Below are 20,392 nucleotides of genomic sequence, written 5' to 3'. Positions count from 1 at the left end.
TTTTGGATGAAGGATTTGAGGATAGTATAACAATCATGGCATTGCCTTCAAAATATCGTATCTCTTTAAGAACAAGTAACATCATCGAACGAGAAAACAGAGAAATAAGACGACGTGAAAAAGTAATACAAATCTTTCCTAACAGCGAATCAATCATTCGACTTATTGGAGCAATCCTCTACGATGATCACAATGACTGGAGCGTAGCTCAGAGGCTTTTTGACATGCAGGAGTACTACGATAACCTCAATAAAATACAAAAGGAGCTCATAAAAATGAGAGTGGCCTGAGGAATACTATTTTAACTGAAAGATGAATTTACACACAAATATGGACTTGACTTAATCTAATAGCAAGCAAGATTTTAAAACTGCTATAATCCTAAGCTTTTTCCAGCATCTTTTAGCAACCCCACTCTTATTTCTGCTATAAAATCAGGAAAAGCCCCTTATATATAGCAAAAGGCCAGCCCGTAGGCTGGCCGAAGCACAAGAGAATTCAAATGTGCTTATAGGAATATATTAGTCTGCGTACTCAGATACTGTAATTGTGTATGAGCTTGTGCCCTCTACGTATACAGTTCCGTCTGTACCAACGATTGAAACTGTGTTGCCATCTTCGTCAACGATAGTTCCGTTGTTTGTAAGTGATGTGAGAACTGAGTCGCCTGTAACAATCCACTTAGATGAAGAATCGATTGTGAGGTTTGCGTAGCCGTCGCCACCATTGCCTGCTGCTGACTCATCATCGATGAATGCACCTGTAAGAACTGAACCATCTGTCATTTCCATATCAAGTGTTGAGATTGTATCCCAGATGATGTCACCTTCCATTTCCTGGTTGATAGCTGTGAATGTGCACTGTGCTCCGTTCTCTCCGCTTGTTCCCCAACCTCTCTGGTTAGCGTTTCCTGTAACCTTAAGGAAGAAGTCATTCTCATCAGCGTATGTGATGTCAACGTTTTCAAGAACGAATGTTGACTCTGTATTTGTTGTGTAGAACATACCGCCATTCTTTGCAGTGATGCTACCACCTGTCATAGAGAATGTAGAGTTACCTACTTCTGAATCACCTGACATTGACTGGTAAAGGATGATATTCCAATCGCAGTCGTTCTGCTCGCTTGTTGGAATGTTACCTGTTAAGTCGCAATCTGTAAGTGTAAGTGAGTTGAGACCTTCGATACATACGGCCTCAGCGCCTGTTGCTGTAAGTGTTGCGTTTGAGATTGTGATATCTGCTGTACAGTAAACTGCCGGTGAGCCTGTACCGTTTGATGTGTATGTACCACCATCAACTACCATTGTTCCGCCGCCTCTGTCTGAACGGATAGCAGCTGAGGATTCGCCGTTTGTTTCAACTGTGTTGTCGTTAGCGTAAAGTGTACCGCCACCTGCTACGTGGATACCGCCTGATGTGTTCTGCTGTGTTGTGATTGTTGAATTAGATACATAAGCCACACCATCGCCATATGCGTATACGCCAGCACCACCTGCTGCATCTGAGTCAATAGTCACATTGTCAACTGTAAGTGTTCCACCTGTTGTAAGTAAAGTGGCGCCAACTCCATAGAAAGAAGAATTGTCGCCACCTGTGCTGTCATCTGAAGTTCTTGTAATTGTTGAATCCTTAACTGTAACTTCACCATCTGTTACAAGGATTGCATTTTCATCAGTGCCTGTAGAGGCGATTGACTCGCCCTCTACAGTCTCATCTGCATTGTACTCATATAATGCTGAGTATGTAATATCTGCAGCTGATGTCATATTTCCACCTGGCTGACCCATGGCTGACTGAGTACCACCAAGAATTTCTACTGATTCTACATTTCCGTCTGCGTCGAATGTAACTGCAACCTGTGTACCTACTTCGATATCAGAAAGTGTAAGTTCTGTCTGAGCATCGCCCATATCTGCTGGTGCTTCCCCGTCACCTGATGGAGCTTCGCCATCTGCTGATGCCTCACTGTCTGCTGGTGCTTCGCCCTCTGCTGCTTCGCCATCACCTGATGGAGCCTCGCCCTCTGGCTTGTCGCCTGAAGGAGCTTCACCGTCTGGTTTGTCTCCTGAAGGAGCCTCGCCATCGGCTGGTGCCTCAGCGCCTGCCTCTACTGTAGCTTCTGTCATTGCTGTATCATCTGAAGAATCCTCTGTATCTTCTGTTGTCTCTTCATCTGTAGTTTCTTCTGTTGTCTCTTCTGTTGTTTCCTCTGTTGTCTCATCTGTAGACTCTTCTGTTGCCGCATCATCTGGCTTTGTAGGAGCTTCGCCATCACCTGATGTAGCTTCACCGCCGCCTGCCATCGCCATAGAGTAAGTTGTGCTGTCGCTAACTGTGATGTCTGCTATTTCCTCACCCAATGTAAGTTCGTTGTTTTCATAAGTTCCTACGGTAATTGTAAATCCCGTATCACTGACTGCTGTTACCTCGCCGTAGATAGTTTCACTGGCATAAGCTGTTGTGGAATCTGATCCGCAAGCTATCAATGAACCACAAGCAAGTGCTGCAGTCATCATTAATGCAGTAAGTCTTTTCCTCATTTTATGTCCTCCGTTATCTGCATCGGGTTTCCCCAATGGTCAATATTTATCTGCGCTCCAACCTCAGCGCGTTACGAGTTATAGTTAACCACCGGATTGTGAAAATTAACGGTACTGAAAAGTGTTGATTATGTGATTGGTTTCTAAATGTTTAAATTATCCTATGAGTCTGTAGGCATCAAGTTCTGAGGTTACTCAAGTGAGACATGATGTCGAACGGAGTAACTCTCAGGCTTGTAGCCGTAACAGACGGTCTTGGCTAGCCAACATCTACATATTGTGAATAATCTGAAAATATTTCTAAATCTATGGGGTTTTCAAATAGTTTGACTTGTGGTATTATGATAGTAACTATAAATATCGAAATCTTTGCCCTGGCGTAGACAAAGGATTGTCGATGACTCAATTTTCAAGGAAGAAAGGAGGGGCGTCTTATGGCACGCATTGATGCTGCGTATAATTATTTCATGACGACCTATGGTAATAACATAGGATCACGTTACGAATCTCATAAGAAAAGCGAACTACGCGACACTTACAATAAAATAGTAAAAGCGAACAAAGAAGCTCCTCTGTACAAGATAAATGATTCTGAGGACATCGGTCAGTTTGCAATTGATATTAAAGAGCACGCCAATGCTATGACTCTTTCAGTATCAAATTTGACATCTACCGGCGAGGATATTTCTTCTGTTTTAGAGAAGCGAATTGCATCTTCATCAGATCCTAATTCTGTTGATGTGCTTTACGTTGGCGATAGTGCAGATGGTGCTGAGGATTTCACAATCCAGGTTGATGCGCTTGCAAAGCCTCAGGTGAATACCGGCAATTTCCTTCTTTCAGATGGACATGATTTTGAAGAGGGCCAGTACTCATTTGATTTGGATATTCGAAATCACTCATATGAGTTCCAGTTCAATGTAAATAAGAACGAAACCAATCTTACCGTTCAGAATAAGATTGTGCGTTTGCTTAATACTTCAGATGTAGGCTTGAGTGCAAAGTTACTTTCGAATGACAGAGCCGGAAGCAAGGCTATACAGATTGTTTCCAAGTCTACTGGTGTTGCAGATGATGAAAACACATTGTTTAATATTTCCTCATCAATCTCTTGGAGAGAGCTGAACATCCTTGGAATTGACAATGTTACACAGCAGCCTTCCAACTCAGATTTCAAGCTGAATGGAGTTTCGCATCAGTCATTGTCCAACACATTCACAGTAAACAAGACCTACGAGCTTATTTTAAAGAGACCATCCAATGGCGAAGTAAGCATCGGTCTTATGAACGATACTGAAGCTCTTTCAAATGGTATCTCCCAGCTGTTGGACAGCTACAATGGAATGCTTGATATCGGATTGAAGTACAACGAAGCTCATCAGAATCGTACACTTTTCAATGAGATATCTTCCATTGCAAAGAACGATGCAAGCGAGCTTGCTGCAGTAGGAATTCAGAGCGATTCTATGAATCACCTGTACTTAGACAAAGATGTTTTATCCGATGTGATTAACAGCGAAAACAAAGAAAGCGCTTTTGAAACTCTTAACAATTTAAAGAACTCTATTTCAAAAGCTGCATCGAAGGCCTCTATCAATCCGATGAATTACGTAGATAAATCGATTGTAGAGTACAAGAATCCTGGAAAGACACTTAGCGCACCATATGCGTCAAGCGCTTACTCCGGTATGATGATGAATTACGGATTATAAAAAGCACTGGTTTCCCAGTGCTTTTTGTGTAATCCCCTGTTACATTCACAAGCCTTAGTGTTTCTCAATTCGACAACACGTCTCATTTGAGAAACCTAAGAGCTTGTGAATTACAGGGGATTTTCCATTATTGATTATCCGTTATTCTGAATCGTCTTTAAAGAATTCCATCTCCTGGTTCAGCTTGATTGCGATGTCCTTCAAATCGTCGGCTGAATTAGCAAGGCTTGCAACTGTAGCAGAAAGCTCCTGTACAGATGCGCCTGTAGTTTCAGATGAAGCTGCATTCTCTTCTGAGATTGCTGAAAGTGATGACATAGCATCTGATACAACATCGTTGGAAGTTACACAAGTAGATGCGCCTCCGGCGATGTCTCTAATACCATCAACTGTTCCATCAATATCTTCAAGCATTCCATTTACAGATTCAAGTGTGCCGCCGATAGCTTCCTGTTGCTCGAGGTTGCCTTGCTTAACAAGATTTGCTGCTTCTACGGCTGCTTCAGCCTGCTTCAAAAGCTCATCCATCTCTGTACGAATATCCTGAGCCATGCTATCTGAATCGTCGGCAAGCTTTCTAATTTCCTCTGCAACGACTGCAAATCCCTTACCTGCTTCACCAGCACGGGCTGCCTCGATTGAAGCGTTTAGTGAAAGGAGGTTTGTCTGGGCTGCAATGCCGGAAATACCTTCAACGCGCTCATTGATATTTGCAACAGCATTCTGGGTAGCAGAAATTGTTCTGGCAATCTCCTCGATTTTAGCTGTCATATCGCTACTAGAATCCTGAAGACTGACAAGTGATTTGCTGGATGTCTGTGATGCCTCCTTCATTCTGCCTGCCAAGCTTTCAACATTATCTGTAGATGCCTGTACGCCACCGACAGCGTCTGTAATCTTTCCAACATTTTCTGCCGCTTCTTGTATCTCCTCAGCCTGCTGTACAGCACCTGTAGCAATTTCCTGGACTGCATTTGCAACTGTATCTGTTGTGGCTGCAATCTGGTTTGCCATGTCTGCCAAATCCTCAGAAGAAACTGTAACTGTAGAAGCCGATTGCTTAATAGCGGCAACTATGCTTCCCAATTTTTCGATAACGGAATTGGTACTTCGAACAATTTCACCGAATTCGTCTTTACGTTTTGCATATCCGTCAATCTTCTTGAATCGACCATCGGCAAGCTTTGTGATGGTATCAGTTACTGCCATGATTGGTTTTGTGAAGCTTGTTGCAACTACGAGGGAAATAACTATACCAAGAATCAGCATTATTGTTCCAATTATCACTATGATAAGTGCTGATCTAATTGCTGATGCCATGATTTCGTTTCTAGTTTTTGAAACCACAATATAGTATCCACTGATAGGTTCTTGTTCCCAGGACATATATGTGATTTTACCATCAAATGTTGATGTAATCAGGCCACTTGTTTCAGTGGAAGAAACAAACTCATATCCGCTTAAATCATATTCATCCTCTGGGCTGATTTCGAACTGAGCATGTGCAACCATCATACCTTTTGTATCAGCGATGTAACCGTCGCCAACATTTTCAGCAAGGAATTCATGAAGCACATTTAAGTCAAAGCTTCGCTGAACTGTACCAATCACCTGAGTGTGGGTTTCATTGTAAATTGGTACGCAAATGATTGTTATTCTATTTCCAACACTCTTGCTGACAACAACATCCGATATAGCTGGTTCTCCGGTGGTAACGGCCTGAACAAAGTAATCTCTGTCTGATATATTTGTAAGTTCTGCTCTATCTGTTCGTACAAGCTGATCACCTGAGACTTTACTGATGATGATATTGTCGTTACCATCGTTCATGTAAGCATTCAACTCGTCAAGCTGGGCCAACATCGCAGAATCCGGAACTGCCTGTCCTTCTGTGCCATAGGATTCAACAAAAACTATCGTACTAGGAGAAGTTGCAATTGCCTCCAACATGGATGTATTTTTCTCAACAATTTCAGCAAATTTTGCCTCAACAACTCGTGCATTAGAATTTAAAAGTTCCAGCGCATCCGCCTCCGCTTTCGAGGTAGAGCTGTTGTAGCTGATAATGATAGAAATTAATAATGGCACAGCCACCAAAGCAGCCATCAAAAGAATTAGTTTCGTTTTAATGCTATCCTTTGGGTTAATGCCACCAGCTAGATTTTTATTAGACTTTTTTTGTACCTTACTCATAGAAACCTCCTTAGTCAGTCATTAAAATAAAGAAAAATTTCTATATTGATTTTATTATGTGCATAATTAAATTGTGTGTAATAATTATAAATTTTTTGTGAAAATGCATTTTTATAAAAATTGAATGTAAAAAAGCACATCTTATCGATGTGCTCTTAGTCTATATTTGTTCTAGCATTTCCTTGATTCTAGCTTCGTAAGTGCAGGCTTTCCTGACGTACTCCTGTCCAGCTGCTGCAATGCGTTCTCGCTCGCTATCATGCTTAAGATAGAAGTCTACTTTTTCGTATAAATCCTCATTGTTATAGTACCAGACTAGGTGCTTTTCATTTTCAAAGAACATTGGTAGCTCCGCCTGGAAATTTGTCAGGCAAAATCCACCTGCTCCCAAAATATCGTATACACGAAGTGGAACTCCGCTTTTTATATTTGGAATGGTCATGTTTAGATTGATTTTGGACTGGTTAAATACCTTTGGCATCTCGCTCCAATAATCAACGCTTCCCTTGTAGTTTACTCGAAGCAAATCCCTAGTGAAGGAATTGGTGTAGATGCTCACATCATGATGCTTTGACAGGTCGATAAGAATTCGTCTGCGTTGCTTTTGAGCTATCTTGAAGCCTAGTGTTGTTACTGAAAAGATTAGGTTTAGGTCCGAAAGCGAGTCTTCCGATTTCTCCAGTTCAAAATAGTTTTCAAGTTCCATGAGGATTTCTGGGGTTAGCATCCTGTCGATGATATTGACTCCCATCAAATCACGCTGAGCTTCCATGGTTGCCTCAAAATATCCACGGAGATACTCTGGCAAAGTGTATTCCATTTTGTCGTAGGAATTCTTTTCATAGAGAGAGCCTACGAAGCTGATTTCGTTTTTGTAAGCTTCCAAATCATTTGAGTTTGCAAACAGGTAATCAAGTCTGTTACAGTCCACCGCCAGTGGAAGATGGTAGACATGCTCTACTCCCATGCCGCGGAATTCCTCTACATTTGTCAGATCAAACAAGAAAATGCGATTCACATCATTAAAAACTGACTTGTGATACATAGAAATCAGCGGGTTATCGCAGCTCCAGCAAACGTAGCGGAGGCCCTGCTCCTGGCACACATTTGAAATCAGAGGGAAATAATTCACCGTAAAGAAGAAATCATAGTTGCTCGCCTGAATCATGCCTCGGAGCTTCTCTGCGAACTCTTCATCTACATCATAGTTGAGGAGGTCCTGGTAAACCTCCTCAACTTCATAACCTAACTCCTCAAATGTATGTTTAATATCTTTATAGTTATATGCTTTCCAACGGTACATCAAAATCTTCATGTTGTTCTCATACCTCTAGTCCGCTAGTTACAGCAACAAGCTTACTAGCTCATTTAAATATGTAGCGTATCGACCCCATATGAACCCTGTAGGATACCTACCAACTGTTTATAGGTAGCTACGGCTTCGTCGCTGCGGCCGGCTGCATCAAGTTCGGCGATTTGAGCCAGGATGGTCTCCTCTAGCTTATACATTTCGTTGAATTTATCTGGGTCATTGCGCTTCGCGTCGCGAATCTTTATACGCATAGTGTACAGGCGGGACAGTTCGCCAAGAGCCCCAGTCATGGCTGGTCTAAATCCAAAGAGATTCTTGAGAATCTTCAGGCTGGCAGTCACATCCACATCTGCTTCCGCTATAAACTGCTGCAAGCCCTGGCCTAGCTTTGTTGAATGATTCAATGGCTTGTCATCATCCTCGTCAAGAAGCCAGCTATCATGCATCTGCTGCCATGTCAAAGTCATGTTGCCGTAATTTGCAAGAGCTTCAATAAGCTCATCATAGCTAACCCAATATTCGATGCCTGCAAACTGCTTTTCCAGCAAGCGAATGTCGATATATAGGCGGATTTCCTTTTCGCCTTCAGTTGTCTTAAATGCGGCTGCTATGTTTTCAAGCTCCTGCTCACTAAGATCTGGCGCCACCTTATCAATGTGGAACTCAATCATGTCGCGGAAGCCCGATGATGTAAAGAACTTGTTCAATACATCGCGAAGCTCCTTCTTATAACCAAGTTCCGAACATTTCTTAAGAAGCATAACAATAAATCCACGGTTCAAACGAACGATTGGGGAATCCCAGGCGATGCGTCTGTAATAATGAACCAGCGGGCCAAAATCATCGTTTTCCATGCCGATGGTCATGATGAAACAGTAGACCATGTTGACCTTTGTAGTATCGAAAGTGTCAGCTGAAAACAGGCCGCCCTGGATGAACATCTCAGCCTTGTTGTTGGCAAGCTTGTCACATATTTTCAAATAATAATTGCAGGCTGCCAAGCACTCGTCATTTTTCTGCTCGTTAAAATATGCAGTGGAAACATAAAATGCCAGGCAGGCAAGTGGGAGCTCCATGATTGTTGGGTTCTTTGCCTGTGTTTCGTAAAGCTCCTCCAGCTCCTTATTCTTATCAGTCTGATGAAGGGCGATTGCCATACCGCAGATAAAGCTTCCGCGATAGCGCATATCGTCACTATCATTTTTTATCAGGGATTTTTCAGCTGCAGCCTTGCAAACATCGTACATTTCATCAAACTGCTTGATGGCTTTCAGCTCCTGCGCCAGCTGATATGGCCAGCGAAGATTGTCCGGGTCCTCCTCCATCATCTCTCTAAGCAGAGGCACATTTCGCATGGAATGCTTGATGTTTTCCTCTTCTGTGGCGTATACATATCCAAAGTGGGCAGCCTTGGCATCCATAAACATTGCCCTGCCATAAGAAGGCTCGATGTACTCGTGAATCTTGCCCACGAAATGGGTCTCTGGAGTAACGGAGCACATACGGCAAACCTCAATATCCTGGTATTCCTTGCCATCAAAATCAAGATAATTGTGCTGGAAATAGCCGCCGATATTGTAGGTTGTGCAGTCTGGCTGCTGGAAAAATTCGATAATATATTTGCAGTCAAGGAACCACTCATCATCGTCTATATACAAAAACATCTTGCCGTTGGCCTGATCTAACTGGAAGTTTCTGGCCTTGGCAAAATCGTTGCACCATTCAAATTCAAAAACTTCATCTGCATATTTTTCAATAACCGCTCTGGTCTCTGGGCTACAGCCTGTATCTACAACCTGAATTTCAGAATCGATTGCCTCTCTGATTGGCATCAACGACTGTAGGCAACGCTCGGTTGTCTCTGGTCTGCCGCAGCAAAGAAGTGAAATTGTAAGCAATTTAGTTTTAGGTTTGTTGTTCATATTGTTCCCACCCTTTAATCACTAAAAGGCTCGTCATCTGACGAGCCTTACTGTATTTATATTAATATGTTCCAATTACAAGTGGTCTGTACATTTCCTCTCCTTCCACGAGGCCCTCCACCTTGCCGAGGCAGCTATCAATCAAGCGATTGATTTCCTTGCTAACGATGAGCTTTTCGCCAGGTGCTTCAACCAAGCCTCTGAAGTCATATACATCGATACTTCTAATTTCGATTATTCTGTTTTCGATTTCACTTAAGATATCGCTGAGAACCATGTCGATTCTGGCTTTGTGATCCATAATCAATGCTGTGTCTCTCAAGTTCTCACTTATATCGTATATCATATTGCAGTACTTTTCAAACTTTTCAACGATGTCCGAGTAATCCATTCCCATGGATTCCAGGTACTCTCCCAATACTAAGGCTTTTTGCTGACATCCGATGAGCACCTGTAAATCTGCTGCGTCATCGCCTGTACTTCCCTGTGCAAATCTATGGTTTGCTGTGTAAAGCTCTAATACCATTGTTAACATCTTGTTTCTTGTGAAATATGCCATACGCCTTACCTCTATTCTATAAATCCCTCTTTCGAAGGAGTTGCAGTCGATTTTAAAGTTACTATTCAATTTTCTTTTTAAAATCATCCCCACCCCTGTGAAAGAGGTGGGGACATTTTATTTATGGTTTTTCAAACCTTAGGTTACTGAAGAAGATTCATAACACCCTGTGTAGCCTGATTTGCCTGAGCAAGCATTGACTGTCCAGCCTGCTGGAGGATGTTGTTCTTGCTGTACTCAACCATTGTGTCAGCCATATCTGTATCACGGATACGAGATTCTGCTGCTTCTGTGTTCTCAACTACGTTGTCGAGGTTTCTAATAGAGTGCTCTAATCTGTTCTGGATAGCACCAAGTTCTGCACGCTGTGCTGAAACTCTCTGAAGTGCATCTGCGATAGCATCGATAGCGTATGTAGCTGCCTTACCTGTTGCATCAGATACGTTGATACCGTTGATACCGATTGACTTAGAGTTCATAGCTTCGATAGAAACGTTAATCTTGTTTGACATTGCAGCGTCAGCACCAACATGAAGGTTAAGTGTAAGTGCATTCTGTACATTTACATGACCCTTTGTAAGTGAGAAGCTTACTGTTGTTGCAGTCTGTGGTTCACCACCTACATACTGTGTAATCTTTGTTGTCTTCCAATAATAACTGTCATTTACTTCCCATGGATCTCTAGCTGATCCATCAGGCTTTGTATTATGTGTGTGAGTTTTTTCATCATCTGCATCGCCCCACTTATCCATATCAGCAGATCCATCTGTTGCACCTACTGAAGAGGCTGCTTTAAGTTCGATAGCAACCATATTGTAAGCTGCTGTTGCCTTAATTAATGTAGCATTCGATCTATCAATACCTGTAGCTTCATCATAAGTATCTGAGAAACGAGTTACTTCATTACCATTGTATTTGATTGTAGAACCTTTAACGATAAGATTATGAAGGTATCCATTTGTAACCTTTGCGTTTGCAACGTCACTGGCATCACCTGACTGTATTGTATATGTCTTACCATCAATAGAAATTGTATCACCTGCTGTGAGGTTCCATCCATCTGTATCAGGATATTTAGTAGCATCATACATGTCAGCTGTAAACTTAAGAGCTGCTGCAACTTCTTCATTGTCTGAAGCACCGATTGTATACTGAACGCCACCTATTCTATACTTTTCACCAGCTTCAAGAGATTCCATTGTAAATGTAGCTCTTGTTGTGTTCTGTACTAATGTACCTTCAAGACCAGCATCATGAGCATTTACATACATCTTCTTAAGTCCGATATCACCCTTTAATAAGAATGTCTCGTTGAACTTTGTTGTAGATGCGATACGATCGATTTCCTGTGAAAGCTGTGTAATTTCGTTTTGGATATCATCACGATCTGACTCTGAGTTTGTTCCGTTAGCTGCCTGTACTGCTAACTCATTCATTCTCTGAAGCATGTCGTGAACTTCTGTGAGGGCACCTTCAGCTGTCTGTACTGATGAAACACCGTCAGATGCGTTTGTAGAAGCCTGGGTCAAACCACGAATCTGTTTTCTCATTTTCTCAGAAATTGAAAGTCCAGCTGCATCATCTGCTGCTCTGTTGATTCTATATCCAGATGAAAGCTTCTCTGTACTCTTTGACTGAGAATCAGTTGTAATGTTCAATGTTCTTGAAGCATTAGCTGCCTGCATGTTGTGTTGTACTACCATAATAAATTCCTCCATGAGATTCTGCTAAATCCTTTTAGCATTTAAATCCGTTTTTTGTGATAGCCCAACATCCGTGTCTGGCCTGGTTATTAAATTTGATTTTTAAAAAGATTCGAATTCGATTTGTAAGGTAAAGTTTTTGTGTTCAATTGTTCCTTACACCTTATTTATCGTTCTGGGGCAAAAAAACTTTACCCCTTTAAGCAAAAAAATTTAATTTTGTTCCAATTTTCTTATTTTTTGTGCAATAAGAAAAAGTCCCTGAGCCCTTGATTTTACTGGGTTTTTGAGACTTTTATTTTTGTTAAAATTTATAACAAAATTTTTGTAAAATTTGCCATAAATTCTATTATATTCGCATAATTTGCAGGTAAATTGGCGGGATTTGGAGGGGGAATTTGAGAGGGATTTAGGGGGTTTTGGGGTTGGAATTTTCAGTGTGTTTGGGAAGTTCAAATGCTGTGTCAGGAATTTGTTTTCAAGAATATAGCTGTTTGTATTTAGATTTGAGATTTAAAACTGGATTATCTGGATTCTTATATATTTGCTGTAATCTACTTCTTGTTTTTCCAATCAAATTAGATGAATTGTTGAGTGATATTGTATTTTCTCCTTAAAACACTTACCTGTTTGTTCCAATAGTTAAGCGTAATTATCCCACATCCTGAAAAAGCTTACTTTTTATTGGAATAGTTAAGTGGAATTCTGCTGCAGTTGATAAAACACTTATATAAATGTAAGTGCTTATTGTCGATCCTGTAATAGGCGCTTAACTTTTATGCCGGAGATGGTAAGCTGATTTCTGAGATTTCTAAAAGCACTCAACATCTTTTCATAATATGTAAGATTCTATAAGTGTTTCTGCTATTCCGCCTGGATACACTCAACTTTTTCGAAAAAAAGTACGCTTTATAAGCATTTCTGTGAAATGCACTTAACTATTTCTCTCACCAGGGTGACAGAGTAATCTTAACCAGATATCTATGCCTATTATCAAGACAGAACAATGAAATTGTCAGCAAATATCCTGCTTTGTAGGACTATCCAACAGTACTTGTCAGATATAGAGACTATTCATTTCTATATATTAGTAAGTGATTCACTATATTCTTGTAAATTCACTTAACTTTTTACAGAGACTGACATGACTAATAGCTCTAATTAATAGTTGATTTTTATGATTAATGCATGAGTTAAGTGAATTTGATGCTTCTTCATTTTCACTTATATAGAAATTTGTAAAAAGTTAAGTGAATTTAAAATCTATATAATCTCCACTTAAAAGTGCAACTTGCTGTTAAGTTTATATATGATTTATATAATTCCACTTAACTTTTTTGCTTTGATTTGAGGCGAAGTTAAGTTTATTCTACAAAAATAGAAATAAACTGAACCACATATCACATTTTATTAAGTGAAAACACATACTTATAAAATAAACTTAACTTTACCTCAGATTATTTAACCAATTTTAAGTTTATTTCATTTTTTCTCATATAAACTTAACAGCTCCCTCAGTTTTTAAGTGAAGCCTAGAGAATTTATTTTTTCACTTAACTATTTCCTCACCAGGGTGACAGAGTAATCCCAGAACAATAATCTATGCCTATTCTTTTCTCAACCTAGCTTCCTTTTCTATGCTTCCTCTCCAGGATGAGCTACAGTCTCCACTTTAATTAGCTTACACAGGGTGACAGAGTAATCTTAACCAGGTATCTGGGACTATTTATCTTCTCTGCTTAGGTTAATATAACAAGCTCACTTCCCAAAAGAAACTTCAGTCCTCACTTTAATCAGCTTTCACAGGCTAACAGAGAATCCTAACACAAAAATCTATGCCTATTAAAAAAAGACCTTGCACTGCTGCAAGGTCTTAGTATCCACATAAGTCTCAGAAGCCACATAAAACAAGAGCTCCTTCACCCTTATTTTTTCTTATCCAAAAAAGCTGGGTCGGCGGTGGTTTGTGGGCTCATCATGTGCTTGTAGTATGATGAAACAACATCGCCAGATCTTTTGATTTCGCGGGCTTCTTTTTTGACATTGGCGAAGCGAGTTTTGGCATACTCTTTGTTGCGATATTCTGTAGCCTCCACATCTGCGGTAAGGTCTGTGACCTTTTTGATGAGCTCCTGCATAAGCTTGATTTCATCTGCATATGAAGCGCGGTCCTCGTCCAGGATTGCCTTCACTCTGTTGAACAGCTGCTGGAAGCCATCGTCAAGCATTACGATTCTATCGATGAGCTCCGCCTTCATGTTCATGTTTTTCTCTAAATCGTCTGGAGTGGAATTAGGATCCTTAAGAATGGCTTCCTGTTCCTTGTTTCTAATAAGAAGAACTCTAAGAATATCGGCCTTCTTTTCCAGCGACTCTCTAAGCATTATTACGTAATCTCTGTTATCCATGGTTCCCTCCTAGACTTTATCTCGAGCGCAAGTGTATAGCTTACCCTCCACATAAAGACAGCCCCTCGTGTGAGGGGCCATCCTTTAACCTGCTATATTTGTTGAAGTACCGTCTAGCTTCTTGCCGTTGGCGGTGAGCTTCATTACATCCTTCCAAGTATCTCGCATTGTTCGAAGGTGCTTAAGCACTTCCTCGAGCTGTGCTGGGTCCTTGGTGATCATGGCATGTCTCAAGCAGCTCCTAAGATAAGTATACACTGCATGGAAATCCTTTGCCACAGGATATTTCTCATCGAGAGTCAATTCAAACTCTTCGATAATTCTATCTGTTTTTCTGATATTGATGTGTGCTTTCTCAATATCGTGATTCTCGCAAGCTACGATTGCTATGTTACAAAACTTGATTGCTCCTTCATATAGCATCAATGTTAACTCAGCAGGGCTAGCTGTAAGTATTCTGTTTTTTGCGTATGCATCATAACCATTTGTTGGTGTCATAGTACCGCCTCCAAAAATCTAATATTGTATTACTTACTATCAACCACCTAATAGTGATGATATTGAAGAAGAATTGCTTTGTAATGTAGCCAACGCAGACTCCATTGCGGCAAATTTCTTATAATAAGCGTCTTCCATGTCCTGAACACGATCAGTCCATGTCTTAATCAATGAGCTGTAGTTTGAATACTCAGATGCCATTTCCTTGTCATTGTAAACAGTGTAAACAGATTTAACTGCTGTAGATTTCATCTTTTCATCCAGCGACTTGTAAAGGCCAGATGTCATCTGCTTCAAGAATTCAATAACTCTATCTGGGTCCTCAGCTAAGGCTGCGCGGAGCTTTTCTTCATTACCAGATGTTTTGCTATCCTCTGAGTCACCATCGATATGGTATGCATAGCCTTCGTTCTTTTCTGCATTTAATGTACCAAGTGTATGGATGCCGAATGTAGACCATGATAATTTCTCACCATTTACCTCATACACTGACATCATTGACATAGTCATTGCAGAAATGATACCGCTCAAACTTGTATCTCTACGAAGAAGTGAATCCTTAATCTTCTGCTCCCACTTCTCAATTTCTGTCTCAGACATCTCTGCCTTTTCATCATCTGTAAGTGGCTCGTAGTCCTTTGCAGAATCTGCATTGTAAAGCTTCTGCATCTCGTTCATCAAGTTGTTATATGATGTAAGGAAATCCTTAACTTTGTCGTAAAGAGCGTCAGTATCGTTGGAAACGTTTACTGAGATTGCACTTGTAGTCTTTGCTAAAGCTTCAATTGTAAGGCCATTGACAGTGATTGAATTAGTGTTTGATGTATATGTAACGTCATTTAATTTGATTATTGCATCCTCGCCATTTACCTTTGTTGCAGTATTTGAGTTATCAAGAGCAATATTTCCCGCTGTAACATTAGCAGCCAAATCTACTCTGTAGAATACACTCTGGACTAACTCAAGGTTATCGCTCTGAATCCAGAAGTCGCTGTAGCTACTATCATAAGCTGAATTCTTTACACCAAAGTTAGTTTCTACATATTCCTTCCACTTTTGGTTTGTTGGATCAGCTAATGCAGCATCAAGTTGCTCCTGAGCAGCCTGCATTTTAGCAGATCTGATTGCGATTTCTTCTGATGTAGTAGCTGGAAGAGCTTTTGCCTCAGCTACTGCCACATACCCATCTCTGATTTCATTGATAGACTTTGAAATCTCCTGATAGGTTGCATCATTAGAAATATCATATGTTGATTTAGAATAAATCTGCTTTGCCAATGCTTCTAATTTATCAGAGTCACCAGCAATCTCAGACCAATCTATTTCGCCATCAGTACCAAACTTCAATACTTGAATTCCAGCATCTGTGGTCTCTGTCTTGTACACTTCCCCTGCAAATGTCTTGTTCAGATAATCTCTGAGGGCAACAACATCTTCATCTGTACTGTCACCTATTTCTGCAAGCAACTCTTTCCAGCCATCAAGATTCTTCTGGAATGAGTACTCTTTTTTATCGTCCCCTTCGCCAACCGAGAACTTAAGAGTTCTTGTAATAGCCGTACTCTTTGTTCCTGTTGTGTCGTATGTTGCAGAGTTATAAAGCTTTGTAGCTAAAGTAGATAAATCGTCCTCTGAAATAGTCGACCAATCTACTGCGCCAAATTTATCAGTATCGCTTGCGATATATGAAACAATTTCATCATACTCAGTGTTTGCTGTAGCTGATGAATCATTTTTATATTCCTTGATTTTTGCTAACAGACTCTTTGTATCTGACAGGTCATAGTAATTTTTTGCAGTTGTAAAATCAAAGAGCTTCTTAGCCAAAGTGTTGCTGGTGCTTTTAGTGATATCCTCAATTTCAGTGTTAGACATCAATCCCAGCTTATTTAACACGCTAAGTCCCTGTGAACTATTTGCAGAAATAGAGAAATCACCTTCCTTACCAGACGTTTTAGAACTGATAAAGAAACGCTGATTCTTCTCATCAAAATTGGCAATAACTCCAGCTTCATTAAGCTTATTTACAAACTGATTGATAGTCATAGAGCTATCGATCTCGATGTTTGTAGTCTTAGTACCTGTTCTTACAGCGATACTTGCTTTATCTAATGCATTGCTGTTCTTTATTCCAAGTGAAACCATAGTTGATGAGCCAGTAACTGATCCATCAAGCTCTCCACCTGTGATAAAAGCAGTCTTTGCAAGCTGGTTGATTTCAAGTGTCTGGGTACCATTAATAGCGCTACCACTGGCTGTTGCTGTAGCCTTAGAAGTATCGCTAACTGTAGTCTTTTTTGCTGTATAGTTTGAAGAATAGCGCATAGTACCAACGCTAGTATACAAACTATATACTTTACTATTTAGGGTGCTCCAAGCTTCCTGTTTCCATGAGAGCTTTGTCTGCGCCTTTACATATTTATCCTTTTTGTAACTGTATGCAGATACGAGGGCACCTACAATCGCCTCGGTGTCTAAGCCCGAAGCCAAACCAGATAATCTAATAGGCATAACCCTACCTCCTATCTCTTCTCATCGACCATGATTCCTGCAAGCTCCCATGCCTTTGCAATAAGGTCAAGTGTCTGCTCTGCTGGGAATTCCTTAATGACTTCCTTTGTCCTTTTGTCGACCATCTTAATCATTACGCGATTTGTTCCCTCATGGATACCAAATACAGCCTCTGCATTTCCTTGTGCAGAATTAATTTTTTCTACAGCTTCTTTCAAAGAAGAAGATGCCTGCTTTGAAGAATTTTCCTCATCTTCGATTTCAGGGTTTGTAGAATAGTTTCTATTCTCAAATTCAGCAGCTTTGCTTTCTTTTACAGCAGCTGAAAAATCAACTATAGCATTATCTTTTTGCACTGCTTGTGCTGGCGCCGCTTTTGCTGAACTTCCCTGTCCCTGGTAGTTGCTAACTGCACTACTTACTTCGCCTATTTTCATTGTTTTCCTCCTTACGCCCAATGGAATTTAGTCCCATTCTAAACTCCGTTTGGACAATATACATCCTTGTACTATGGGAAATTATTAGTTTTCTAATTGCTATATCGACCGGTGGGATATTAAAGTTTATAGAGAATTTAAAAATTTTTCAAAAAAAATCCAGCAACCGCAGTTGCTGGATTTATCCTTATTACTAAAGTAAATTCTTGAGTGCTTCCAGGTCGTCCATGCTGATTGCCTGTGCTTCCTCGTTTTCTTTTTGAATTTCTAAGTATACTTCTTTTCTGTAGATAGATACTTCCTTTGGAGCTGAAATACCGATCTTTACCTGATCACCGCGAACCTCAAGGACTGTAATCTCGATGTTGTTGTTGATCATGATAGCGTCGCCTGTTTTTCTTGTTAATGCCAACATCGTTACTCACCATCCTTTCCATGTATTGCGTCATGAATAAGGTAGCGTACTGGCTCATTGCCCTCGATGATAATCTGGTCACCGATGTTTGTGTCTGTATTGATGATGATAGGTGCCTTAAGATTAATCGATGCTTCCTTAGGGTTCTTTGGTACTCTGACTGTGACAAGCATGTAAGTATTGTCTGCTGTGAGCTCTCCAAGCTGCTCAAGTGCATCAACGTTGAGCTCAGGTGCATAGTCTGGCTTAACCACGTGAGGCAGCATTACTGGCATAGCAAAGTCTGTCTCATCAAGTGACTGAAGCCACATGATATTACCTTTGTCTTTCTTCTCTTCGTCGAAAATGAGTGTGTATCTCTTCATGTCTGGGAAACCAATAAGACCATGGATGAGATTGATGATTTTTTCTTCTGCAATTTCAATTTCGCCGAACAGTCTAGTTTTTACCTGCATTATCCCTTCTCCTTTTTAGATGTAATTTAGTAATGTCGAATCACCCAGCTTTCCTGCTGCGGTGAGCGAAGCCTGATATGCGGTGTAAGCTGCTGTGTAGTCGATGATGATTTGGGATAGATCTACATCATCATTCTCTGTCTGTAACTGCTGAACAGTCTCTCTTTGATCACCTACTCGAACCTTTGTGAGGCTTAAAGACTGCTCCTTACAACCCAAATCAGTTAAAGCTAATGTTATTTTATCACAATATGACTGAATATTGCCTATTTCTGAGTCAAAAAGTTTTCTCATATTGTTATTATAGTAATCATATTCCTTCTGCGCTGCATCCTGCCACTTGTCGAGCCATTCCTGATCCTCGTCAGAAGCGTACTGAGTTTCACTCTTCATCCCCTTGATTGTATCAAGTTTGTCGTATGCAGCGATAACTCTTTGTACAGCATTCATCATTTCATCAAGGTCGCGCTGAAGCGAGCTGTCGAAAACATCTGAAGCCTCGGTGTTGATTGCGATTGTCTGATTTGCAGCTATTGTATATTCGATATCAAAGTGGATTACATTTCCATTTGCATCGAATTTTGTGTATTCATTGTTGGATGTAAGTGTTGCACCTGTGTTGTCAATCATTTTGGTGCAGTTGTAGTAATATTCTGGACGAAGCTGACCCTCGTTGAATCCTGTCTTGTCATACTGCACTGAAAGTTCAGCTTTGTTAGTCTTAAGAGTTGATGCAACAGTATCGCCAAATATAATATCGCCTGTTTCTCTAATGAAAACTATTTCGTTATTGTCAACCTTCTTTACCTTATCGGTTGTATCTGCATCAGCCCAATCAGTTTCATTCTCGTATACCCTCAATGAAAAACCATTGGATGTTAACGCTCCACCAGAAGTATCATCATTGTATACTCCGTTTGTTTCTGTAAACGCAAAAGATATATCAGGTGTATCTGTGGTATTTCCCTCGTACTTTATATTAATACTATTTACAGAATCTATATCCTTGTAGTTAAGGCGAAGTCTGTAATAGTCAGTCTCTGTGATGTCAGAAATCAATGCAGCATTATTCTGTGGTGCAATAACCTCTGCCTCTGTTGTAGGAACAACTACATTTCCAGAATAATATCTGTGCTCTTCCATTAAATCCTCTACGCTGAGAGTTTGGTTGATTCGATATTTTGTCTGTGTCTCGTCCTCTGTAAATGTAAGATTTGAGTTTGTTCTGTATCCTGTGAAAACAGTACGGTTTGCGTAGTCTGCGTTACCCTCTGCAAAGAGAGCCTTCTGAAGGGACTCAAGCTGAGTAAGCATTGTCTTTCTATCGCTCTGGCTGTTGTAAGAATCAGTAGAACCGCCTACGCAGATTGTCTTGCAGTCTGTAGCAACATTGTTGATATTAATGAGAGCAGTCTCAGTAATATCAAGCCACTGATTTGCATCAGGGATGTTCTTTGAATAATACTGTGATACCTGTGATAATGTTGTTGCAAGTCTCAGCGAACGAACAGCAATTACAGGATCATCCGATGGTTTGTCAATTCTCTTCTGAGATGTCATCTGCTTATTTCTAGTGTTGACTACCTCTTTCGCGCTATTAATGTTTGACGCCGAGTTATTCATTATCATCTTATTAGTTACTCTCATAATTAATACCTCTAACCCGTTAGTTACGCTCTCAAGCATCAAATTACTCAGTTCAACACATGTTTCACTTGAGTAACATG

General features: G+C 40.5%; 15 protein-coding genes. 2 read left to right on the top strand and 13 right to left on the bottom strand.

All coding sequences use genetic code 11. From position 1 onward, the window contains the following. Window positions 1-290: transposase (locus BM102_RS10800; protein ID WP_177194950.1), on the top strand; the 290-nt coding region annotated here is incomplete at its 5' end. 231 nt (window positions 291-521) lie between these two features. Here BM102_RS10800 and BM102_RS10795 read toward each other — a convergent pair. After that, window positions 522-2,540 (bottom strand): right-handed parallel beta-helix repeat-containing protein, encoded by a 2,019-nt coding sequence (locus BM102_RS10795; protein WP_143085488.1) that lies wholly within the window; start codon window positions 2,538-2,540, stop codon window positions 522-524. 434 nt (window positions 2,541-2,974) lie between these two features. Between BM102_RS10795 and BM102_RS10785 the strand changes: the two genes are divergently transcribed. Further along, window positions 2,975-4,252, top strand: coding sequence for a hypothetical protein (locus BM102_RS10785; RefSeq protein WP_090481920.1), 1,278 nt, complete (start codon window positions 2,975-2,977; stop codon window positions 4,250-4,252). Window positions 4,253-4,393: 141 nt separating this feature from the next. Here BM102_RS10785 and BM102_RS10780 read toward each other — a convergent pair whose 3' ends face one another. From BM102_RS10780 to BM102_RS10725, 12 genes are all read right to left on the bottom strand, one after another. Beyond that, window positions 4,394-6,445, bottom strand: coding sequence for a methyl-accepting chemotaxis protein (locus tag BM102_RS10780; RefSeq protein WP_090481914.1), 2,052 nt, complete (start codon window positions 6,443-6,445; stop codon window positions 4,394-4,396). A 160-nt stretch (window positions 6,446-6,605) separates the two neighbouring features. Continuing rightward, complete coding sequence (locus tag BM102_RS10775; RefSeq protein WP_090481911.1) at window positions 6,606-7,760, bottom strand: CgeB family protein; 1,155 nt, start codon at window positions 7,758-7,760, stop codon at window positions 6,606-6,608. A gap of 53 nt (window positions 7,761-7,813) precedes the next feature. Further along, window positions 7,814-9,679, bottom strand: coding sequence for a glycosyltransferase (locus tag BM102_RS10770; protein WP_090481909.1), 1,866 nt, complete (start codon window positions 9,677-9,679; stop codon window positions 7,814-7,816). A 61-nt stretch (window positions 9,680-9,740) separates the two neighbouring features. After that, window positions 9,741-10,238, bottom strand: coding sequence for a hypothetical protein (locus BM102_RS10765; RefSeq protein ID WP_044938905.1), 498 nt, complete (start codon window positions 10,236-10,238; stop codon window positions 9,741-9,743). Window positions 10,239-10,381: 143 nt separating this feature from the next. Then, window positions 10,382-11,941 (bottom strand): flagellin N-terminal helical domain-containing protein, encoded by a 1,560-nt coding sequence (locus BM102_RS10760; RefSeq protein WP_090481907.1) that lies wholly within the window; start codon window positions 11,939-11,941, stop codon window positions 10,382-10,384. Window positions 11,942-13,866: 1,925 nt separating this feature from the next. After that, a complete protein-coding gene (locus BM102_RS10755; protein ID WP_049960431.1) occupies window positions 13,867-14,349 on the bottom strand; it encodes a hypothetical protein in 483 nt (160 codons plus the stop codon). Window positions 14,350-14,433: 84 nt separating this feature from the next. Further along, the gene (gene fliS / locus BM102_RS10750) at window positions 14,434-14,847 is read right to left on the bottom strand and encodes a flagellar export chaperone FliS (RefSeq protein ID WP_044938909.1); all 414 of its coding nucleotides are present in this window, start codon (window positions 14,845-14,847) and stop codon (window positions 14,434-14,436) included. A 39-nt stretch (window positions 14,848-14,886) separates the two neighbouring features. Continuing rightward, window positions 14,887-17,358: a flagellar filament capping protein FliD gene (gene fliD, locus BM102_RS10745; RefSeq protein WP_090481904.1), complete on the bottom strand. Its 2,472-nt coding sequence runs from the start codon at window positions 17,356-17,358 to the stop codon at window positions 14,887-14,889. Between the two features lie 11 nt (window positions 17,359-17,369). After that, entirely contained in the window at window positions 17,370-17,795 is a 426-nt protein-coding gene (locus BM102_RS10740) for a flagellar protein FlaG (protein ID WP_044938913.1), read from the bottom strand. 193 nt (window positions 17,796-17,988) lie between these two features. Beyond that, window positions 17,989-18,210, bottom strand: a complete 222-nt coding sequence (gene csrA, locus BM102_RS10735) for a carbon storage regulator CsrA (protein WP_033152215.1) — start codon at window positions 18,208-18,210, stop codon at window positions 17,989-17,991. Between the two features lie 2 nt (window positions 18,211-18,212). Beyond that, a complete protein-coding gene (locus BM102_RS10730) occupies window positions 18,213-18,665 on the bottom strand; it encodes a flagellar assembly protein FliW (RefSeq protein ID WP_044938915.1) in 453 nt (150 codons plus the stop codon). A 15-nt stretch (window positions 18,666-18,680) separates the two neighbouring features. After that, window positions 18,681-20,312: a flagellin N-terminal helical domain-containing protein gene (locus tag BM102_RS10725; protein ID WP_090481901.1), complete on the bottom strand. Its 1,632-nt coding sequence runs from the start codon at window positions 20,310-20,312 to the stop codon at window positions 18,681-18,683. Window positions 20,313-20,392: the final 80 nt, after the last annotated feature.

It is taken from the genome of Pseudobutyrivibrio sp. JW11, assembly GCF_900115355.1.
Taxonomy (GTDB): domain Bacteria; phylum Bacillota; class Clostridia; order Lachnospirales; family Lachnospiraceae; genus Pseudobutyrivibrio; species Pseudobutyrivibrio ruminis.
The sequence above is the reverse complement of the archived record's forward strand: the minus strand, read 5'-3'. Positions and strand labels throughout refer to the sequence as shown.